This window comes from Actinomadura geliboluensis (genome assembly GCF_043197915.1).
In the GTDB taxonomy this organism is placed as follows: Bacteria; Actinomycetota; Actinomycetes; order Streptosporangiales; family Streptosporangiaceae; genus Spirillospora; species Spirillospora geliboluensis.
In genome coordinates, this window is the sequence record NZ_JBICUA010000008.1 from 108,260 (window position 1) to 125,979 (window position 17,720).

20 protein-coding genes are annotated in these 17,720 nt (G+C 72.8%); 9 read left to right on the top strand and 11 right to left on the bottom strand.

Annotated features, from left to right (window positions below; genetic code table 11):
• Window positions 1-255: 255 nt before the first annotated feature.
• Entirely contained in the window at window positions 256-1,023 is a 768-nt protein-coding gene (locus ACGFI1_RS25335) for a hypothetical protein (RefSeq protein ID WP_392788463.1), read from the bottom strand.
• Between the two features lie 221 nt (window positions 1,024-1,244).
• Here ACGFI1_RS25335 and ACGFI1_RS25340 point away from each other — a divergent pair, with 221 nt between their 5' ends.
• The 3 genes from ACGFI1_RS25340 (at window position 1,245) to ACGFI1_RS25350 (ending at window position 3,239) form a co-directional block, all read left to right on the top strand.
• Window positions 1,245-2,033: an ABC transporter ATP-binding protein gene (locus ACGFI1_RS25340; RefSeq protein WP_138634714.1), complete on the top strand. Its 789-nt coding sequence runs from the start codon at window positions 1,245-1,247 to the stop codon at window positions 2,031-2,033.
• 106 nt (window positions 2,034-2,139) lie between these two features.
• The gene (locus ACGFI1_RS25345) at window positions 2,140-2,913 is read left to right on the top strand and encodes a sulfite exporter TauE/SafE family protein (RefSeq protein WP_301175326.1); all 774 of its coding nucleotides are present in this window, start codon (window positions 2,140-2,142) and stop codon (window positions 2,911-2,913) included.
• An 89-nt stretch (window positions 2,914-3,002) separates the two neighbouring features.
• Window positions 3,003-3,239 carry a hypothetical protein gene (locus ACGFI1_RS25350; protein ID WP_138634720.1) on the top strand — a complete coding sequence of 79 codons (237 nt, stop codon included), beginning with the start codon at window positions 3,003-3,005 and terminating at the stop codon, window positions 3,237-3,239.
• A gap of 12 nt (window positions 3,240-3,251) precedes the next feature.
• On the opposite strand, the gene ACGFI1_RS25355 is transcribed toward ACGFI1_RS25350, so the two are convergent.
• Together ACGFI1_RS25355 and ACGFI1_RS25360 are read right to left on the bottom strand one after the other, a co-directional pair.
• The gene (locus tag ACGFI1_RS25355) at window positions 3,252-4,166 is read right to left on the bottom strand and encodes a Rieske 2Fe-2S domain-containing protein (RefSeq protein WP_138634723.1); all 915 of its coding nucleotides are present in this window, start codon (window positions 4,164-4,166) and stop codon (window positions 3,252-3,254) included.
• A 104-nt stretch (window positions 4,167-4,270) separates the two neighbouring features.
• Window positions 4,271-6,502 (bottom strand): molybdopterin oxidoreductase family protein, encoded by a 2,232-nt coding sequence (locus ACGFI1_RS25360; protein ID WP_392788466.1) that lies wholly within the window; start codon window positions 6,500-6,502, stop codon window positions 4,271-4,273.
• A gap of 148 nt (window positions 6,503-6,650) precedes the next feature.
• On the opposite strand from ACGFI1_RS25360, the gene ACGFI1_RS25365 reads away from it, so the two are divergent.
• The 3 genes from ACGFI1_RS25365 (at window position 6,651) to ACGFI1_RS25375 (ending at window position 9,368) form a co-directional block, all read left to right on the top strand.
• Complete coding sequence (locus ACGFI1_RS25365; protein WP_138634729.1) at window positions 6,651-7,097, top strand: NfeD family protein; 447 nt, start codon at window positions 6,651-6,653, stop codon at window positions 7,095-7,097.
• The gene (locus ACGFI1_RS25370) at window positions 7,094-8,011 is read left to right on the top strand and encodes an SPFH domain-containing protein (RefSeq protein WP_364547097.1); all 918 of its coding nucleotides are present in this window, start codon (window positions 7,094-7,096) and stop codon (window positions 8,009-8,011) included. The genes ACGFI1_RS25365 and ACGFI1_RS25370 overlap by 4 nt, the downstream gene beginning before the upstream one ends.
• Before the next feature lie 253 nt (window positions 8,012-8,264).
• Entirely contained in the window at window positions 8,265-9,368 is a 1,104-nt protein-coding gene (locus ACGFI1_RS25375) for a CapA family protein (protein WP_392788470.1), read from the top strand.
• Window positions 9,369-9,410: 42 nt separating this feature from the next.
• Here the strand turns inward: ACGFI1_RS25375 and ACGFI1_RS25380 are convergent, their stop codons facing one another.
• The 3 genes from ACGFI1_RS25380 to ACGFI1_RS25390 all read right to left on the bottom strand — a co-directional run bounded on the left by ACGFI1_RS25380 (window position 9,411) and on the right by ACGFI1_RS25390 (window position 11,914).
• Window positions 9,411-10,406 (bottom strand): AraC family transcriptional regulator, encoded by a 996-nt coding sequence (locus ACGFI1_RS25380; protein ID WP_392788473.1) that lies wholly within the window; start codon window positions 10,404-10,406, stop codon window positions 9,411-9,413.
• A 30-nt stretch (window positions 10,407-10,436) separates the two neighbouring features.
• Window positions 10,437-11,543, bottom strand: a complete 1,107-nt coding sequence (locus ACGFI1_RS25385) for an LLM class flavin-dependent oxidoreductase (protein ID WP_138634741.1) — start codon at window positions 11,541-11,543, stop codon at window positions 10,437-10,439.
• A gap of 92 nt (window positions 11,544-11,635) precedes the next feature.
• Complete coding sequence (locus ACGFI1_RS25390; RefSeq protein ID WP_392744034.1) at window positions 11,636-11,914, bottom strand: hypothetical protein; 279 nt, start codon at window positions 11,912-11,914, stop codon at window positions 11,636-11,638.
• A 209-nt stretch (window positions 11,915-12,123) separates the two neighbouring features.
• On the opposite strand from ACGFI1_RS25390, the gene ACGFI1_RS25395 reads away from it, so the two are divergent.
• Window positions 12,124-12,897 (top strand): endonuclease/exonuclease/phosphatase family protein, encoded by a 774-nt coding sequence (locus tag ACGFI1_RS25395; protein ID WP_392788475.1) that lies wholly within the window; start codon window positions 12,124-12,126, stop codon window positions 12,895-12,897.
• A 7-nt stretch (window positions 12,898-12,904) separates the two neighbouring features.
• Here ACGFI1_RS25395 and ACGFI1_RS25400 read toward each other — a convergent pair whose 3' ends face one another.
• Window positions 12,905-13,303 (bottom strand): cupin domain-containing protein, encoded by a 399-nt coding sequence (locus ACGFI1_RS25400; protein ID WP_392788478.1) that lies wholly within the window; start codon window positions 13,301-13,303, stop codon window positions 12,905-12,907.
• Between the two features lie 52 nt (window positions 13,304-13,355).
• Between ACGFI1_RS25400 and ACGFI1_RS25405 the strand changes: the two genes are divergently transcribed.
• Window positions 13,356-14,342 (top strand): helix-turn-helix domain-containing protein, encoded by a 987-nt coding sequence (locus tag ACGFI1_RS25405; protein WP_392788480.1) that lies wholly within the window; start codon window positions 13,356-13,358, stop codon window positions 14,340-14,342.
• 10 nt (window positions 14,343-14,352) lie between these two features.
• Entirely contained in the window at window positions 14,353-15,405 is a 1,053-nt protein-coding gene (locus tag ACGFI1_RS25410) for an MBL fold metallo-hydrolase (protein WP_392788483.1), read from the top strand.
• Window positions 15,406-15,428: 23 nt separating this feature from the next.
• Here the strand turns inward: ACGFI1_RS25410 and ACGFI1_RS25415 are convergent, their stop codons facing one another.
• The 4 genes from ACGFI1_RS25415 to ACGFI1_RS25430 all read right to left on the bottom strand — a co-directional run bounded on the left by ACGFI1_RS25415 (window position 15,429) and on the right by ACGFI1_RS25430 (window position 17,707).
• Entirely contained in the window at window positions 15,429-15,971 is a 543-nt protein-coding gene (locus tag ACGFI1_RS25415; protein WP_392788485.1) for a YdeI/OmpD-associated family protein, read from the bottom strand.
• Window positions 15,972-16,044: 73 nt separating this feature from the next.
• Window positions 16,045-16,809, bottom strand: coding sequence for a class I SAM-dependent methyltransferase (locus ACGFI1_RS25420; RefSeq protein ID WP_387069453.1), 765 nt, complete (start codon window positions 16,807-16,809; stop codon window positions 16,045-16,047).
• On the bottom strand, window positions 16,806-17,456 hold the full coding sequence (locus ACGFI1_RS25425) for a GNAT family N-acetyltransferase (protein WP_392788487.1): 651 nt from the start codon (window positions 17,454-17,456) through the stop codon (window positions 16,806-16,808). Before ACGFI1_RS25425 ends, ACGFI1_RS25420 begins: the two co-directional genes overlap by 4 nt.
• A 53-nt stretch (window positions 17,457-17,509) precedes the next feature.
• Window positions 17,510-17,707, bottom strand: coding sequence for a hypothetical protein (locus tag ACGFI1_RS25430; protein ID WP_138634765.1), 198 nt, complete (start codon window positions 17,705-17,707; stop codon window positions 17,510-17,512).
• Between the last annotated feature and the right edge of the window lie 13 nt (window positions 17,708-17,720).

A 17,720-nucleotide genomic window follows, 5' to 3' on the forward strand; every position in this document is an offset into this window, starting at 1 on the left:
CCGCGCCCGCGGGGGGCGGCCCCCCCCCCCCCCCCCCCCCGGGGGGGGCCGCCCCGGCCCCCCCCCCCCCCCCCCCCCCCCCCCCCCCCCCCCCCCCCCCGGTGGGGGGCCAGCCCCCCACGCCCCCCGGTGGGGGTTCCCCCCACACCCCCTTTTGTGGGGTTCCCCCTACACCCCCTCGTGGGGTTCGGCCTACGGCCCCCTTGTGGGGGCTTTTTGTGTTCCTGGCTTGTGGTGGTTGGGCGGTCCCTTTTGCTAGCGGTCTGTTCTGGGGACCGGGTCGAATGCGCTGTTGCAGGCCGCTACTAGGGCGCGGCGGACGGCGCTGTCCAGGAGGCGCAGGGCCTCGCCTCTGCGGCTCATCTGGTCGGCGCTGAGGCCGCGGTCGTCCATCTGGCGGGCCAGGTCTACGACTAGGGAGAGCCGGCCGGCCAGTGCGGCTACGCGGTGTGCGCGCTGCGGGTAGCCGGGGGCCAGGGGGTGGTCGCCGCGGTCGGGGTCGCGCAGGTCGACCAGCGCGTCCGCGATCTCCGGCGGGACGCCGGCGAAGTCGTCCACCGTCAGCAGCGCCTCCGTGGCGTCCCGCATCGCTAGCGTGAGGCTCCGGTCGGCCTCGGCCAGGGACGGGACGTCCGGCAGGGCCGCCGACGCCTCGTGGGGCGTCCAGCGGACGCCGACGTAGGACGAGCCGCGCCGGTCCTCGGTGGGGACCAGGCCCATCGCCCGGCCGTCCAGGACGGCGACTACGGCGGCGCCCGCCTCGATCGCCGCGGTGTTGAACGCGGGCGGGCCGGTCAGCCCCAGCGGGTCGCCGGGCTCGGGCAGCGCTAGCCGCAGCGCCGACAGCCCGCCGACGCGCAGATCGCCGAGGCCGCGGCGCAGCGTCACCTCGGCGGGCTCGCCGCCGAGGATCTGCGGGCCGGCGTTCTTCTCGACCGCGTCGACCGACTCGTCCAGCCCGACGTGCCCCGTCAGCCAGGCGTTGCCCCAGGCGACCAGCGCGGTGGCGACGGCCCCGCTCATGCGTTCGGGCTCATTCCCAGACAGTTCGCAATGGGCATGCGATCCACGATAAGCGCTCGGATCGCCGGTTCCACCGGACGTAAGGGACCTATCGCGCCGGAGGAGCACCGTGGGGCCGCCGTTTCCGCCGGGGATCCGGCCGCCCACCGCCACCCGGGATCGCATAGGTTCTTTCCTGAGAGAGAGATCACGGGCTACCGGATGGGAGACGAAGGCGCGCGATGGCCGGCGAGGTGCTTCAGCTCCGCGGAGTCGGGGTCAGGCGCGGCGGGGCGTCCCTGCTGCGCGATGTCAACTGGACGGTGGACGAGGGCGACCGGTGGGTGATCCTGGGGCCGAACGGGGCCGGCAAGACGACTTTGCTCCAGGTCGCCGCCGCGATGCTGCACCCCACCGAGGGCGGTGTCGAGATCCTGGAGGAGGAGCTCGGCCGCACCGACGTGTTCGAGCTGCGGCCCCGCATCGGCATCGCCAGCTCGTCCGTCGCGGAGAAGGTCCCGGCCGGTGAGACGGTCATCGACCTGGTGCTGACCGCCTCGTACGCGATCATCGGCCGGTGGCGGGAGGAGTACGACACGACGGACGTCGGCCGCGCCGTCGCGCTGCTGGAGGCGCTCGGCTGCGCCGACCTGGTCCGGCGGACGTTCAGCACGCTGTCGGAGGGCGAGCGCAAGCGCGTGCAGATCGCCCGCGCCCTCATGCCCGACCCCGAGCTGCTGCTGCTGGACGAGCCCGCCGCGGGCCTCGACCTCGGCGGCCGGGAGGACCTCGTCGCCCGCCTCGCCGCGCTGGCCGGCGACCCGGCCGCCCCCACGATGGCGATGGTCACGCACCACGTGGAGGAAGTTCCGGAGGGCTTCACGCACGCGCTGCTGCTGCGCGGCGGCCAGATCGTCGCGCAGGGCAAGGTGGACGAGGTGTTCACCCCCGAGCACCTCTCGGACACCTTCGGGCTGCCGTTGACGGTCGACCGCCAGAACGGCCGCTGGTACGCCCGCTCGCTCCGCTGATATCGGGCGGAACCCGTCCGAACCACCCCCGATCGACGGTGTCCGGCACCGGTGTCCCTACGATGTGCGCACCGCCGTGAACTCGCAGCGCTGAGATGGGACGCACGTGAACCTGCTGGACGCGGCCGCCATTTTCGCGGCCGGGGTGGCCGCCGGAAGCATCAACACGGTCGTCGGGTCCGGCTCCCTCATCACCTTCCCCACGATGCTGGCGCTCGGCTACCCGCCCGTCGTGGCGAACATCTCCAACAACATCGGGCTCGTCCCCGGCGGCGTGACCGGCGCCTACGGGTACCGCGAGGAGCTGAAGGGCCAGCGGAGCCGGCTGGTGCGGCTGGCCAGCGCGTCCTTCCTCGGCGCGGTGATCGGCGGCCTGCTGCTGCTCGGCCTGCCCGCCGAGGCGTTCAACGTCATCGTCATCGCGCTGATCATCATCGCGCTGGTCCTGGTCGTCGTGCAGCCGCGGCTCCAGCGGTGGATGATGCGGCGCCGCGAGGGCGAGCACAATCCGCACGGCGGCCCGGTGCTGTGGGCGGGCGTGCTGTTCGCGGGCATGTACGGCGGCTACTTCGGCGCCGCGCAGGGCATCATCCTCATCGCCCTGCTCGGCATCATGCTGGACGACGACCTGCAGCGCATCAACGCGGGCAAGAACGTCCTGTCGGCGGTCGTGAACGGCACCGCCGCGCTGCTGTTCACGCTCATGTGGCTGTTCGCCGACACGAAGGTCAGCTGGCTCGCGGTGCTGATGATCGCGGCGGGCTCGACCTGCGGCGGCATGATCGGCGCGCGGGTCGGCCGGCGCATCCCGCCGCTGGTGCTGCGCGGCGTGATCGTCGCCGTCGGCGTGGCCGCGATCGTGAACCTGCTGCTGGCCTGACCAGCGTTTTCGGGGGCCGTGCCGGGATTCGCGGGCCGGCATTTCGGGTATATCTCGAATATACGTTCGACTACCGGAGGTTCGCGCGGATGAAGGGCGACAGGGTCGAGATCGTGGTCGACGCCGGGGGCGACGGAACGCGGACGTACGAGGTCGCGGCCAGCCGCGCCGGCCGCCGCGTGGAGATCGCGACCAGGCGCGGCGTCGTGGAGGTCACCGAGGTCACCCGGACGGGCACCCCCGTCCGGACGGCGCGCTTCATGTCCAGCCGGGTGCTGGCCCTGGTGGAGCATCCCGTCGGCACCGAGCCCGCCGAGCCCGCTTAGGCGGGCCGTGCGTCAGACGGGCCGCACCTGGAGCATGCCCTCTTCGGTGACGCGGGTCTCGAAGGCGGGCTGGCGGGCCGTGGCGGGGCCGTGCACGACCGAGCCGTCCGCGACGCGGAACGTGCTGCCGTGCCAGGGGCAGACGACGCAGATGTCGGCCTCGTCGTCGGTGACGATGCGGCCCTGGTGGAGCGGCCCGGCGAGGTGGCTGCAGCGGTCGGCGAGGACGTGGACGTCGTCGCCGGTCCGCAGCACGAACAGCCGGATGTAGCCGAGCCTGCGGGTGACGGGCCAGCCGTCCGGGAGCTCCTCGGCGGCGCACAGGTCGTGCCAGCCGAGCGGGACGAGGTGGGCGACCTGGTCGGCGTGGCTGGCGCCGGCGGCCTGCCGGAACGCCAGGTGCCCGCCGAGGTAGGCGCCCGCGACGAGCGTGGACAGCCCGGCGAAGCCGAGCGCCCGGCCGGCGCCGTCGCGGCCCTGGTGGCGGGCGATGAGCGACGCCGAGTACAGCAGGCTCGTCGTGGCCATCCCGGCGGCGTGGACGAGCCCGACGCGCTGCTGCTCGCGGTGCAGCGAGCCCCAGTCGGCGATGCCGGTGAGCACGGTCGGCACGGCTCCGGCGAGGCCGGCGGCGACGAGGGCCTGCGCGGCGCGGCGCGTCCCCGGCATGAGGTCGAGGACGGCGGCGGAGACCCACAGGCCGACGGGCACGTCGGTGAGCGGCGGATGGGCGGGCTGGCCGAGCGGGACGCCGTGCAGGGCGTCCTTGGCCGGGCCGGGTCGCAGCGTCCGCCGCACCGCCGTGGACAGCACGCGGATGGTACGGTCCAATCCGCTCGCCTGCTCCAGTGCCTCGGTGGCGTCCGCGATCCCCGGGGACGCCTGCGGCCGGGACCCGCGCCGGAATATGTTCACCCGTCGGTGCATGTCCCTCCTCCGCGGCTATGAGACGCCTGATGCGACATTAGTCTTCCGCGTTCTCCTGCGGCCAGTCATACCTACCTGCGGCCGGGAGGGGCTAAACAACGGGGTCAGGACACCGGCGCGGGCGATACCGCCTCCAGCGTGACGGGGACGCCGTTGAACACCGCGTTGCCCGACAGGGGGTCGATCTCCTGCTCGTCGGTGACGGCGTTGACGTTGACGCCGGCGTGCTCGCGCGCGACGGCGGTACGCGTCCCAGGGCGGTCGTGACCCCATCCGTGCGGGAGGCTGACGACGCCTGGCATGACGGTGTCGGTGGGTTCTGCAACGGCCTCCACGGTGCCCGTGCGGGACGTGACGCGGACGGTGTCACCCGCAGCGACGCCTATACGTTCGGCATCAGCGGGGTTGAGCTGGAGAGTGCAGGTGTTGGAGCCGCGCACCAGTTCGGGGACGTTGTGCAGCCAACTGTTGTTGGAGCGCAGATGGCGGCGGCCGATCAGTACGGTGCCGTCGTTCTGCGGGGCACTCAGGGCAGCGTGCAGCCGGTCGACATCTGCGGCGAACGTGGACGGGCACAGTTCGACCCGTCCGGACGTCGTGCAGAGCACCTCGTCCAGGCGCGGCTTGAGGGCGCCAAGGTCGAGGCCGTGCGGGTGCTCGGTGCGCAGGCGCGTGAGGGTGAGGCCGGACGGGTCGGCGCCGAACCCGTCGCCGTAGGGGCCGAGGCGCAGCATCATGTCGAGCCGCTGCTCGGTGGACGTGCCGCTGTCGAGCATCTTGCGCAGCTCGTCCGGCTCGCGGCCGTGCACCGGGGAGCCCGCGAGCGCGGTGGCCTTCGCCAGCGTCGACGCGATGATCATCTCGTCAAGGGCGGCGGGGTCGCCGTCCGCGCCGGTCGCGGCCATCGCGAGCCGCGCGAGGAGCATGGCCTCGCTGGGGCGCCCGTCCGGCAGCGGGACGACGGGCGGCGAGTAGCGGGCGTAGTCGCGGACGGCGAGCCCCGTCAGCGCGATGTCGTAGTGCGGCGTCTGCGCCGGGCGCGGCGGCGGCAGGACCACGTGCGCGTGCCGGGTCGTCTCGTTCAGGTAGGGGTCGACGCTGACCATGAACTCCAGCCCGGCGAGCGCGCGGTCCAGCCGGGCGGCGTTCGGGGACGACAGCGCCGGGTTCCCGCCGATCGTGACGAGCGCCCTGACCTGGCCCTCGCCGGGGGTCTCCAGCTCGTCCGCGAGCGTGGCGACCGGCAGCTCCCCGTTGACCTCGGGCAGGCCGCGGACGCGGCTGCGCCACCGCCCGGTCGTGAACGGCTTCTTGCGCCGGTACACGGGCATGTGGGCGGGCCGCGGGAACATCGCGCCGCCCTCCCGGTCGAGGTTCCCCGTGAGGACGTTCAGGGCGTCCACGAGCCAGCTGTTGAGCGTCCCGTACGCCTGCGTGCAGGTTCCGATGCGGCCGTAGACGGCGGCGCGGCCGGCTCCGGCCAGCTCGCGGGCGGTCCGCCGGATCACGTCCGCCGGGATGCCGGTGACGGGCGTGACGCGTTCGGGCGCGAAGTCGACGGCGAGGGCGCGCAGGTCGTCCAGGCCGTTGACGCGTCCGGCCAGGTGCTCGGGGGACGCGACGAGGTCCTCGGCGAACAGGGTGTGGACGAGCGCCATGAGGAAGAACGCGTCCGTCCCCGGGCGGATGAACAGGTGCTCGTCGGCGAGCGCGGCCGTCCGCGTGCGGCGCGGGTCCACGACGGTGACCTTGCCCCCGCGCGCCTGGATCGCCTTGAGCCGTCCGGGGAAGTCGGGGGCCGAGGCCAGGCTCCCGTTCGACTCCAGCGGGTTCGCGCCCAGCATGAGCAGGTGGTCGGTGCGGTCGAGGTCCGGGACGGGGATCGCCAGGGGGTCGCCGAACATGTGCCCGCACGCGACGTGCTTCGGCATCTGGTCGGCGGTACTGGCGGTGAACAGGTTCCTGGTGCCGAGCGCCTTCACGATGGCGGAGACGTACAGCGGCCCGGCGATCGAGTGCGCGGTCGGGTTGCCGATGTAGACGGCGACGGCGTCGCGCCCGTGCCGCTCGATGACGCCGGCCAGACCTTGCCGGACGGCTTCGAACGCCTCGTCCCATCCGGCCGCTTCGCCGTTGACGAGGGGTTCCGCCAGGCGGTCTGGGTCACCGTCCAGGCTGCCGAGGGTCGCGCCCTTGGGGCAGATGAAGCCTTTGCTGAACGGGTCCTTAACGTCGCCGCGTACGCGGGTTACCGCTCCCGAGTCGTCGAGGGTCAGTTCCAGCCCGCACAGGGCTTCGCAAAGGGGACAGGTGCGGAACGCCGTGCGGTCGCCCATCGAGACACTCCTTGTCAAACGGGACCGTTGTCCCATGATGACCGGTGCGTCCATACCGCGCCATGGCCGCCCCCCGAGGCATGGCCGAAGCGCGGTTTTGAGAGTTACTTTTAATACGAGGACTTTCGGCAGCCGCTAGGGAGCTGCTATGGAGCCGTGGGTCGCCTGGTTGCTGGTCGCCGCGCTGCTCGGAATCGCCGAGCTGCTCAGCCTCACGCTGGCCCTCGGCATCCTCGCCGTCGCCGCGCTCGCCGCCGGGCTGACCGGGGCGCTGGGCCTGCCGCTCGCCGCGCAGGCCGCCGTGTTCGGCGTGGGGGCGGTCGCGGGCCTCGCGTTCGTCCGGCCCTTCGCGACCCGGCACATCAGGCAGCCGCCGCCGCTGCGCTCCGGCACCGCCGCGCTGGTCGGCCGCGAGGCGTACACGCTCACCGAGGTGAACCGGCACGGCGGCCGCGCCCGCATCGGCGGCGAGGAGTGGACGGCCCGCCCCTACGACCCCGACCTCGTCATCCCGGCCGGCGCGACCGCCGACGTCCTCGCCATCGAAGGGGCCACGGCCCTGCTGTATCCGGTCTCGGCCGAGGAGCCACCATGACCGATGTCGCCATCGCCCTGCTCGTCGTCGTGCTCGCCGGGGTGTTCGTCCTGGCCACCGCCGTGATGCGGGCGGTCTGGATCATCCCGCAGGCCCGCGCCCGCAACGTCGAGCGCCTCGGCCGCTACCACCGCACCCTCGAACCCGGCATCAGCTTCGTCGTCCCGTTCGTCGACCGGGTGAAGCCGCTCCTCGACCTGCGCGAGCAGGTGGTCTCGTTCAAGGCGCAGCCCGTCATCACCGAGGACAACGTCGTCGTCCACATCGACACGGTGCTGTTCTTCCAGGTCACCGACCCGCGCGCCGCCGACTACGAGATCGTGAACTACATCAAGGCGATCGAGCAGCTCACCGCGACGACCCTCCGCAACGTCATCGGCACCCTCGACCTGGAGGCCACGCTGACGTCCCGCGACCGGATCAACACGGCGCTGCGCGGCGTGCTGGACGACGCGTCCGGCAAGTGGGGCATCCGGGTGACCCGCGTGGAGATCAAGGCGATCGAGCCGCCGCCGTCCATCAAGGACGCGATGGAGAAGCAGATGCGCGCCGAGCGGGAGAAGCGCGCCGCGATCCTCACCGCCGAGGGCGCCCGCGCGTCCGCGATCCTCACCGCGGAGGGCGAGCGGCAGTCGACGATCCTGAAGGCGGAGGGCGCCCGGCAGGCCGCGATCCTGGAGGCCGAGGGCCAGTCGGCGGCGATCGAGCAGGTCTTCAACACGATCCACAAGGCCGACCCGGACCCGAAGCTCCTCGCCTACCAGTACCTCCAGACCCTCCCGAAGCTGGCCGAGGGCCAGGGCAGCACCTTCTGGGTCATCCCCAGCGAGGTGACGTCCGCGCTGCAGGCGGTCAGCCGGGCCTTCAACGGCGCTCTGGACGAGGCCAAGGGGGCACCCGAAGAGCGCGACTGACGTTCGGGGCAGACGTGGCGAAGCGGCCGGGCGGGGGAGGCCACCCGGCCGCTTCAGGGGGTGAGAGGCGGCTCGAGGCCGTGCCGTCCCTCTGGAGGTGGGCTGCGGGACCGCGTCGCGGTCGGCTCAATCTAACGTCATAGACACGACCGGTTCAAGATAATGATCGGTTTGCCTTTAGTGGGCCTGGTCGCCCGCTCGTGGCATGCTTGGCCGACCCAGCAGGTCCACTGGGCCGGACGGAGGCGAAGCGATGAGCAGGCGGGGGAAGGCGGCCGTGGCGGCGGTCCTGGTCGGGATGGCCATGACGGCGGCGGCGTGCGGCGGCTCGGGCGACTCCGAGGCGGAGGGGGCGGGGCCGCCGTCCGCGACGTCCGGCGCCGCGGGGGGCGGCGGGGCCACGAAGCCCCCGGCGCCCGCGAAGGAGCCGATCGTCATCGCGTTCGGCGGCGACACCCACTTCGAGGGGCAGCTCCGCGCCCGGCTCGGCAACCCGTCCACGGCGCTCGGCCCGGTGGCCCGGCAGCTCCGCGCCGCAGACTTCACCATGCTGAACCTGGAGACGGCCATCACGACCGGCGGTACGCCCGCGCCCGGCAAGCAGTACGCCTTCCGGGCCCCGGCGACCGCGTTCAAGGCGCTGAAGGCCGCCGGGGTCGACGTCGTCTCCATGGCCAACAACCACGGCATGGACTTCATGGACGGCGGCCTGCGCGACTCCCTGGCCGCCATCAAGCGGACAGGGTTCCCGGTCGTCGGCATCGGCAAGGACGAGGACGACGCCTTCAAGCCGTACCGCGTCACGGTGAAGGGCAACAAGCTCGCCGTCGTCGGCGCCACGCAGGTGCTGGACGACAACCTGATCCAGGCGTGGACGGCCACCGACACCAAGGGCGGTCTTGCCTCGGCCAAGAACGTCCCCCGGATGGTGCAGGCGGTGAAGGAGGCTCGCAAGGGGTCGGACGTCGTCATCGTCCACCTGCATTGGGGCGCCGAACTCCAGCCGTGCCCGCTGCCGCGCCAGAAGGAACTCGCCCAGCAGCTCGTCGAGGCCGGTGCCGACATCATCGTGGGGGGCCACGCGCACATTCCGCTGGGCGGCGGCTACATGGACAACGCGTACGTCCACTACGGCATGGGCAACTTCGTCTTCTACTCCGCCAACGGCCAGACGGCGAAGTCCGGTGTGCTGTTCCTGAAGGTGCAGGACGGCAAGGTCACCAAGGACAAGTGGAGCCCGGCCCTCATCAGCGGCGGCGTCCCCATCCCGATGAAGGGCGCCGCGGCGAAGGCGGAGCTGAAGCGGTGGAACGGCCTGCGCGGCTGCACGGGGCTCTCGGCCAGTCCGGAGTCCTGACGTCCGGCGTCCTGAAACGCCCCTGAACGCCCTGCGGGCGGCTCAGCCGATGCGCTTGAGGGTGTGCGTCGGGGTCTCGCCGAAGCGCTGCCTGTAGTGGGCGGCGAACCGGCTCATGTGGAGGTACCCGGCGGCCTTGGCGACGTCCGTGACGGTGCCGGGGCCGCGCTGCGCCACGCTGAGCGCCGCGCGCGCGTGGTCGAGCCTGACCCCGCGCAACAGCTGGGTGGGGGTGAGGCCCCACTCGTCCTGGCAGATCGCCTGGAGCTGGCGGACGCTGATGCCCACCGCCGCCGCGATGTCGGTGACGCCGATGGGGCGGTGGTGGTGATGCTCCACCCACTCGCGGATGGTGCCGGCGAGATGGTGCGGTGACCGCGCGGGCGGCTCGGCGAGGCATTCGGTGGCCGTGTGCGGCAGGCCGAGCAGGAGGGCGGTGAGCAGCGACTCCTCCAGCGTGCGCGCCGCCAGCGGGTGCAGCCCGCCCCGGCTCGTCGCGTGATCGAGGACGTCGCACACGTGCCGCCAGGTGCGCTCCACGATCGAGGCGGGCGCGATCGCGGGCCTGTCGGCCCGGTGGAAGCGCAGCGGCGCGGTGTAGTCGCGCCCGAGGTGGCAGGCGAGGTGGTCGGCGAGCCGCCCGGTGCTCGTGGCGATGACCAGGCAGCCCAGCGTCGGATGCGGCGTCATCCGCATCGCCTCGTCGTGCGACAGCACCAGGCTGCCGCCCGCGACGTCGTTGTTGTGCGTGGACCGGTACTCGACGCCCATGGGCGCCATGGGTGCGCACATGGCGAAGTGCCCCTCCGTCGGAGGCGTGTCGACGATGACCCCGCCGCCCCCGTACCGCACCCAGACCAGGTTGACCGCGCCCAGGGCGAGGGCGTTGACGGCACCGTCGAGAGGGGCGCCGGGGTCGCGGGCCTGGAGGTCGTGGCCCACGGCGAAGGGTTCGACCGAGTCGTGCAGGACGTCGATGTCCGCGCTGACGACCCGCTGGTACGCCGACAGCGGCGGCGAGGCATCGGTGAGAGTCATGGCCGGATGAAAATCATGGTCGGGTGGGAGTCATGGTCGGGCGGACGGAGCCGGTTCGGGACGGTCGATGGACAGGACACCCCGGGCCCGCAGCCGAGGCATGACCTCGGCGGCGAAGTGGCCCAGTTCATCAGCGTAATTGAGGAACGACAGAGCGATACCGTCAAAGCCCGCACGCGCGAACTCCGCGATGCCGTCCGCCACGTCGTCGGGGTCGCCGACCAGCGGGCAGCTGCCGTGGCCGGCGGCGAACCGGTCCCGGTAGATCTGGAGCATCTCCGGCGTGAACGACTGGGCGTGCAGCCCCTGCAGCCGCATCACCTCGTCGACGGCGGGCCAGTCGGCCTGCTCGTCGGCGTAGTAGCGCAGGAAGTCCTCCGCCTCGCTCCTGGTCGGCCGGCACACGACGTGCCCGAGCGTGAAGACGCCGACCGTCCGGCCGTGGGACGCGGCCTCCGCGCGGATGGCCTTCACGATCTCCGCGCCGTCCTCGGGACCGGCGACGACGGTGAAGGCCCGGTCGGCGTTGCGCGCGGCGAACGAGCGCCCCTGCCTGGACGACCCCGCGTTGATGACCGGCAGGCTGTGCCCGTTGAACGGCTTGGGGCGCCCCACGACGTGCTGGAGCTTGAAGAACCGCCCGTCGTGGTCGAACGGCTCGTCGGTCGACCAGATGCGCTTGACGACGTCCCACCACTCCTGCGCGAGCGAGTACCGGGTGTCGTGGTCGTCGGGCAGCGTGAGGCCGAACATCTCGTACTCGGGCGCGTGCCAGCCCGCGACGATGTTCAGCCCGACCCGGCCCTGGCTGAGGTGGTCGGCGGTCGCGAGCTGCTTGGCGGCGACGACGGGGTGGTGGAACGCGGTGTGGACGGTGCTGAACACCCGCAGCCGCTTGGTGCTGGCGAGGAGCCCGGACGCCCAGACGAGCGGGTCGAGGGCGCTGCGGTGGAAGTCGGTGTCGGGGCCCCAGTCGGTCCACCGGGCGACGGGCAGCAGGAAGTCGATGCCGCTCTCGTCCGCGATCCGGGCGAGCCGGAGATTGTTCTCCCAGGTCGCGTGCCACCTTTCCGGGGCCTTCGTGATCGCCAGTCCCGATTCGGTGTTGGGGGAGAACAAGCCAAGCTGGAATCCCATGCCGACCTCTTTCCGTCCGGCGGCGTTCGGCATTGCCCGCCCAGTATCGGAAGCCGGGGGACGATCGGCAACGGCCGGCGGCGGCCGGGTGCTCACACCGGGATGGTGCCGAGCGCGAGCCGGTCGAATGGACCGGGCTCTTTCGTCCGCCGGCGCTCTCCCGTGGCGTACACGACGACGCGCGCCGGCCGTTTGCGCCGCTCGCGGGCGCGCAGCGCCAATTCCTGCACGACTTCGGCGAGATGGGCGCCGCAGGAATCGCGTCCGGTCTCCGTCCGGGCGGCTGCCTCCAGCCGCACATGGAAGCACGACGGGCGACCACAACGCGGCATCGAGCAGGATTGTTCGCCATGGAGGGGATCGCTGTGCATCAAGGGGCACTTTCGATGTCGCGGGGTCGGGTGGCAGATGTTCGGCAGCCTCCATCATGGACCACCGGGTGCCGGGCTTCAACGCGAATGGGATAGTCCAGCGCGGCATCCGGCTAACGACAAATAACGCAAAAGGTGCATTTCCCCGAACAAAGCGCCCCACGGCCGGAGCGCGGGCGGCCGGGGGGCCGGCGACGTAGGGTGGCGGCATGGCGATGCGGGACGACGCGCGGCGAATCCGCGTTCTCACCTTCAACACGCTGTTCCGGGGCCGCGTCCGGGCCCGCATGGACGCGCTGGCCCGGCTCGTCGACGAATCGGACTACGACATCGTCTGCCTGCAGGAAGTGGTATCGCCGCCGGTCCTCGCACGGTTCCGCCGGGCGACGGCGTCCTTCCCGTTCACGGCGCGGGCCGGGGGATTTCCGATCGTCCGCGGCGGCCTGGTCACGCTCTCCCGGTGGCCGATCGCCAGAACCCACTTCCAGCCGTACGCGCTCGCCCGCCCCGTCCGGCCGGAATGGCTGCTGAACAAAGGCGCGCTGTTCACCCGCATACGGCTGCCGGGCGGCTGCCTGACGGTGGTGAACACGCACCTTTCCGCGAACATGGACATGGACTGGTCCCCGTCGAATGCCTATACCAAGGTGGAGCAGTCCGAACTGGGGCAGCTCGCTAGCGCGATCAAAAGGATCGACCCGGCGGAACCGCTGATCGCCATGGGCGACTTCAACGTGCCCCGCGACTCGCGCTATTTCGCGGATTTCGCGGCCGCCGCCGGCCTTCGGGACGCCCTCGCCGGCCGCGCGGAGCCCACCTTCCGCCCCGAGTACGCCGATATCGGGGCGATCGACCAGTTCCTCTACAGGCCGGGTCTGGAGGCGGAGCCCCGGCTGGTGTTCACCGACGAGATCCGCCTCCCCGACGGCACCGCCGCCCCCCTCTCCGACCACTTCGGCATCGCGGCCACGGTGAGGCTCTAGCCCCGGATCAATTCAGCGGGTGGCCCGTGGTGGCGTCCACCGAAGAGGGCACGGCCTCATGGCGGTCGCCCACGCTCAGGGTGCCGGTCGGCTCGAACAGCAGGATCGCGGCGCCGCCGGGCGCGGACGGCTTGTGCTCCACGCCTCGCGGGACGACGAACACCGCTCCCTTGGGAAGGGTGACCGTCCGTTCGCCGCCGCCGGGCGCGTCGCGCAGGGCGATGGCGAGTTCGCCGTCGAGGACGAGGAAGAACTCGTCGGTGTCGTCATGGGCGTGCCAGACGTGGTCGCCCTCGACCTTGGCGACACGGACGTCGTAGTCGTTCACACTGGCGACGATGCGCGGGCTCCACAGGTCGCTGAAGGAGGCCAGCGCCGCCGCGAGTTCGATGGGTTCGCTGTTCACCCCACCACCCTGCCGGGACGCCGCACCCCGCCGTGAGTGCTAGAAATCGCGTATGCCGCAAGGATCCTCGCACCGCGTGGTGATGATCGTCGACACCGGCTCCAACCCGTTCGAGATGGGCGTGGCCACCGAGCTGTTCGGCCTGCGCCGCCCCGAGCTGGACCGCCCCTGGTACGACTTCGCGCTGTGCGCCGCGGGCGGCGAGGCCGTCATGCACGCGGGGCTGTTCACCATGTCGGGCATCGCGGACCTGTCCGCCGCCGAACGCGCGGACACGGTGATCGTGCCGAACCGTCCGGACCCGGACGAGGACCCCGCGCCCGAGGTCCTGGCCGCCGTCCGGGCCGCCGCCGCGCGGGGAGCCCGGCTGGTCGGCCTGTGCACCGGCGCGTTCACGCTGGCGGCGGCGGGCGTCCTCGACGGGCGCCGCGCGACCATGCACTGGCGCTGGGCGGAGACGTTCCGGGCGCGCTTCCCCCGCGTCCGCCTCGAACCGGACGTGCTGTTCGTCGACGACGGCGACGTCCTGACCTCCGCCGGGAGCGCCGCCGCACTCGACCTCGGGCTGCACCTCGTCCGCCGCGACCACGGCGCGGAGATCGCGAACGCGGTGAGCCGCCGGCTGGTGTTCGCCGTGCACCGCGACGGCGGCCAGCGGCAGTTCATCGAGCGCCCGATGCCGGACATCCCGGACGGCTCGCTCGCGGCCCTGCTCGACTGGGCGCGGGAGCGGCTGGACGAGCCGCTGACCGTGCCCGCCCTGGCGGCCCGCGCGGCCGTCAGCCCGGCCACGCTGCACCGCCGCTTCCAGGCCGAACTCGGCACCACCCCGCTCGCCTGGCTCACCGCCGAGCGCGTCGAGCTGGCCTGCCGGATCATCGAGCGCGGCGAGGCCCGGCTGGACGCGGTGGCGCGCGCCACTGGCCTCGGCACCCCCGCCAACCTGCGCGCCCAGCTGCGCCGCCGCACCGGCCTCAGCCCGTCCGCCTACCGGCGGCGCTTCGCGGCCGCGGAGAGCGCGGCGGAGCGCCGCGGTTAGGCTTGCGATCATGTGCGAGACAGGCGGCGGGCAAGCGGAGGCGCCGGCGTCCATGCCGCGTCCGGCGACGGGCGCGGCGGTCGATCCGATCGCGCTGGAGCCGGTCGACGAGGTCGAGATCGTCACCCTGGTGGACAACGTCTACGACGCCCTGCTGACCGACGGCGAGCGCACCCGGCGCGCCGGCGCCGGCAAGGGCGCGGTGACGGCGCCGCAGTTCGAGGAGGGCCGGACCTTCGCCGGGATGGTCGCCGAGCACGGCTTCTCCGCGCTGGTCACGGTGCGCCGGGGCGACCGCTCCACCACCCTGCTGTTCGACACCGGCCTGTCCCCGGACGCGATGGTCACCAACGCCGACCGGCTCGGCCTCGACCTCGGCGGCATCCAGGCGGTCGTGCTCAGCCACGGCCACTTCGACCACGCGGGCGGGCTCGCCGGGCTGGCGGACAGGCGCGGCGTCCGGTCGCTGCCGATGGTGGTGCACCCCCTCGCCTGGACGCGGCGGCGCCTCGCGGTGCCCGGCCGCGAGCCGGAGGAACTGCCGACGCTGAGCCCCCGCGCCCTGGCCGGGGAGGGCTTCGAGGTCATCGAGCGGCGCGAGCCGTCGCTGCTGCTGGACGGCAGCGTGCTGATCACCGGCGAGGTCGACCGCACCACCGAGTTCGAGCGCGGCATGCCGCCGCCGCACCAGGCGTGGACCGGCTCCGGCTGGGTGCACGACCCGCTGGTGGCCGACGACCAGGCGCTCGTCGTGCACGTCCGCGACCGGGGCCTGGTCGTGCTGACGGGCTGCGGGCACGCGGGCGCGGTCAACATCGTCCGGCACGCGCGCCGGCTCACCGGCGTGGACCGGCTGCACGCGCTCGTCGGCGGCCTGCATCTCGGCGGCCCGGCCTTCGAACCGGTCATCCCGCCGACCGTCGCCGCGCTGACCGACCTCGCGCCGAGCCTCCTCGTCCCGGGGCACTGCACGGGCTGGCGCGCCCAGCACGCCCTGGCCGCCGCGCTGCCCGACGCCTGGGTGCAGAGCAGCAGCGGCACGACGTACCGCCTGTCGGCCTGACCCTTTCAGCCGGCCGGCAGGTTTCAGCCGGCCAGCAGGGACTCGATCGCCTTGTTCAGGCGGGCCGTGCGGCCGGCCGGGGTGCGGGCCTTGAGGAGCGGGAGGATGAGCAGGTAGCGGTCGGTCTTGCCCAGCTTCTCGAAGCGGGCGGCGGCCTCCGGACGGGCGGCGAGCGCGGCGGCCAGGTCGGGCGGGACGGCGGCGTCGCGCTGCCGGACGTAGGCCGCCGTCCAGCGGCCGTCCGCGCGGGCGGCGTCGATCTCCGCATGGCCCGCCGGGCGCATCCGCCCGGCCGCGATCAGGGCCTCCGCCCGCTCCACGTTGACCCGCGACCACGGGCTGCCCTTGCGGCGCCGCGAGTAGCGCTGCAGGTAGAAGTGCTCGTCGAGGCCCTTGCGCCGGCTGTCGATCCAGCCGTGGCACAGCGCGACGTCCAGCGCGTCGCCGATCCTGAGCGAGTCGACGGGCGCGCCCTTCTTCGCGATCTTCAGCCAGACGCCGTCCTCGGAGTCGTGGTGCGCGGCCAGCCACGCCTCCCATGCGGCGGCGTCCTGGAAGTGCATCATCAGCGGCCCCCATGCTCGGCGTGACCAGCGGGATTAGAGAATCGCACGGCCCTCCGACAGACCGCCGGGCGGGTCAGCCGGGCTTGCGGGCCTCGATGAGGACGCGGGACGAGTGGGCGATGAAGGGCCCCTCGCGGCGGATCCGGTCGTGCAGGGCGCGGAGGCGGTCGCGGTGCTCGGCGACGGTGAAGCCGGGGACGATCCAGATGACCTTGCGCAGGAAGTGGACGACCGCGCCGATGTCGGAGAACTCCATGCGGAGGCGCTCGTGGCGCAGGTCGGCGATGTCGAGCCCGGCGGCGCGGGCGTCGGCGCTCTCGACGTCGGGATGGCGGGCGCCGCGCGCCTCCGGCTGCGGGCCGAGGAAGTACTCCGTGAGCTCGAAGACGCTCGCGGGGCCCACGTGCTGCGCGAAGTACGTCCCGCCGGGGGCGAGGACGCGGGCGATCTCCGCCCATCGGACCGTGGCGGGATGGCGGCTCACGACGAGGTCGAACGCCTCGTCGGCGAACGGCAGGACGCCGGTGTCGGCGACCACGACCACGCCCCGGGGGTGCAGGAGGCGGGTGGCCTTGGCGAGGTTCGGCGGCCAGGACTCGGTGGCGGCCATGGTCGGCGGGAAGGTCCCGGCACCGGCCAGGACCTCCCCGCCGCCCGTCTCGATGTCGAGCGCCGCGGTGGCGCGGGCCAGGCGGTCGCTCATGAGCCGCTGGTAGCCCCAGGAGGGGCGCTGCTCGGTGGCGCGGCCGTCGAACCAGGAGAAGTCCCAGCCTTCGACGGGCGCCGATTCGGCCTCGTCCAGCAGTTCCTCGAAGGTGCGGTCGATCGGCGGGTTCATCGGTCGGAGACTCCGAACATGGGGAGGCACGGGGCGAGGCCCTCGACGGTGACGGGAACGGCGGCGTGCTTCTCCCAGGCCGCGCGGGTGAGGCGCACGTGGTGCTCGGTGGTCGCCGCGCCGCGGATGACCTGGCGTCCGATGCCGTTGTCGGTGTAGCCGAGCTTGCGCGACACCGCGCGGGACGCGTGGCTGTCGGCGAAGGCGCTGGACAGGGCCTCGTCGGCGCCCAGCCCGGCGAAGGCCAGGTGCAGGACGGCGGCTCTCATCTCGGTGCCGATCCCCCGCCCGTGGTGGCGCATGCCGAGCCACGAGCCGCTGTGCACCTGGCGCAGGACGGCGAGGTCGCGGGCCCTGAGGTCCTGCTGGCCGACGATCTCGCCGGCGTGGAAGACGCTGAGGTTGAGCTGCCAGTTCTCGGGCGTCCAGCGTCCGAGCGTCTCCCAGTGGTGCTGGACGACGCCCCGGGCGATCTCGGCGGGCGGCCGGTCCGTCCACGGGACCATGAACGGCATCGTGTCCGGCGCGTGGACGCCCTCGGCCGCGACGTCCGCCAGCGCGCCGAGTTCTTCCGGGGACGGCAGCCGCAGTTCGAGGCGCGGTGTTCTCAGCCGGAGCCCCAGCACGGGGAAGTGGTCGACCAGCATTCCCTCACGATGCCGGGTCGGCGCGCCCGGCCGCATCCCGTTTTCGCGGCGCGTCAGTGGCCGAGGAGCAGGAAGACGATGCCGCCGACGAGGTGGGCGACCACGGTGATGATCAGGACCGCGACGAAGACGTTCTTCGCCGTCGGGTGGTCGAACTGGGAGCCGGGGCGGCCGCGGTGCTCCGAACGCGCCTCGGCCTGCCGTTCGAGGTCGTCCAGCGACGGCAGGAAGGACGGTCGCTTCAGGGCCATCGGTCAATGTCCT

Bases quoted from the DNA above. Each gene is read 5' to 3' on its own strand.
- ACGFI1_RS25335 (WP_392788463.1), bottom strand. From the start codon at position 1,023: ATGAGCGGGGCCGTCGCCACCGCGCTGGTCGCCTGGGGCAACGCCTGG.
- ACGFI1_RS25340 (WP_138634714.1), top strand. From the start codon at position 1,245: ATGGCCGGCGAGGTGCTTCAGCTCCGCGGAGTCGGGGTCAGGCGCGGC.
- ACGFI1_RS25350 (WP_138634720.1), top strand. From the start codon at position 3,003: ATGAAGGGCGACAGGGTCGAGATCGTGGTCGACGCCGGGGGCGACGGA.
- ACGFI1_RS25355 (WP_138634723.1), bottom strand. From the start codon at position 4,166: ATGCACCGACGGGTGAACATATTCCGGCGCGGGTCCCGGCCGCAGGCG.
- ACGFI1_RS25360 (WP_392788466.1), bottom strand. From the start codon at position 6,502: ATGGGCGACCGCACGGCGTTCCGCACCTGTCCCCTTTGCGAAGCCCTG.
- ACGFI1_RS25365 (WP_138634729.1), top strand. From the start codon at position 6,651: ATGGAGCCGTGGGTCGCCTGGTTGCTGGTCGCCGCGCTGCTCGGAATC.
- ACGFI1_RS25370 (WP_364547097.1), top strand. From the start codon at position 7,094: ATGACCGATGTCGCCATCGCCCTGCTCGTCGTCGTGCTCGCCGGGGTG.
- ACGFI1_RS25375 (WP_392788470.1), top strand. From the start codon at position 8,265: ATGAGCAGGCGGGGGAAGGCGGCCGTGGCGGCGGTCCTGGTCGGGATG.
- ACGFI1_RS25380 (WP_392788473.1), bottom strand. From the start codon at position 10,406: ATGACTCTCACCGATGCCTCGCCGCCGCTGTCGGCGTACCAGCGGGTC.
- ACGFI1_RS25385 (WP_138634741.1), bottom strand. From the start codon at position 11,543: ATGGGATTCCAGCTTGGCTTGTTCTCCCCCAACACCGAATCGGGACTG.
- ACGFI1_RS25390 (WP_392744034.1), bottom strand. From the start codon at position 11,914: ATGCACAGCGATCCCCTCCATGGCGAACAATCCTGCTCGATGCCGCGT.
- ACGFI1_RS25395 (WP_392788475.1), top strand. From the start codon at position 12,124: ATGGCGATGCGGGACGACGCGCGGCGAATCCGCGTTCTCACCTTCAAC.
- ACGFI1_RS25405 (WP_392788480.1), top strand. From the start codon at position 13,356: ATGCCGCAAGGATCCTCGCACCGCGTGGTGATGATCGTCGACACCGGC.
- ACGFI1_RS25410 (WP_392788483.1), top strand. From the start codon at position 14,353: ATGTGCGAGACAGGCGGCGGGCAAGCGGAGGCGCCGGCGTCCATGCCG.
- ACGFI1_RS25415 (WP_392788485.1), bottom strand. From the start codon at position 15,971: ATGATGCACTTCCAGGACGCCGCCGCATGGGAGGCGTGGCTGGCCGCG.
- ACGFI1_RS25420 (WP_387069453.1), bottom strand. From the start codon at position 16,809: ATGAACCCGCCGATCGACCGCACCTTCGAGGAACTGCTGGACGAGGCC.
- ACGFI1_RS25425 (WP_392788487.1), bottom strand. From the start codon at position 17,456: ATGCTGGTCGACCACTTCCCCGTGCTGGGGCTCCGGCTGAGAACACCG.
- ACGFI1_RS25430 (WP_138634765.1), bottom strand. From the start codon at position 17,707: ATGGCCCTGAAGCGACCGTCCTTCCTGCCGTCGCTGGACGACCTCGAA.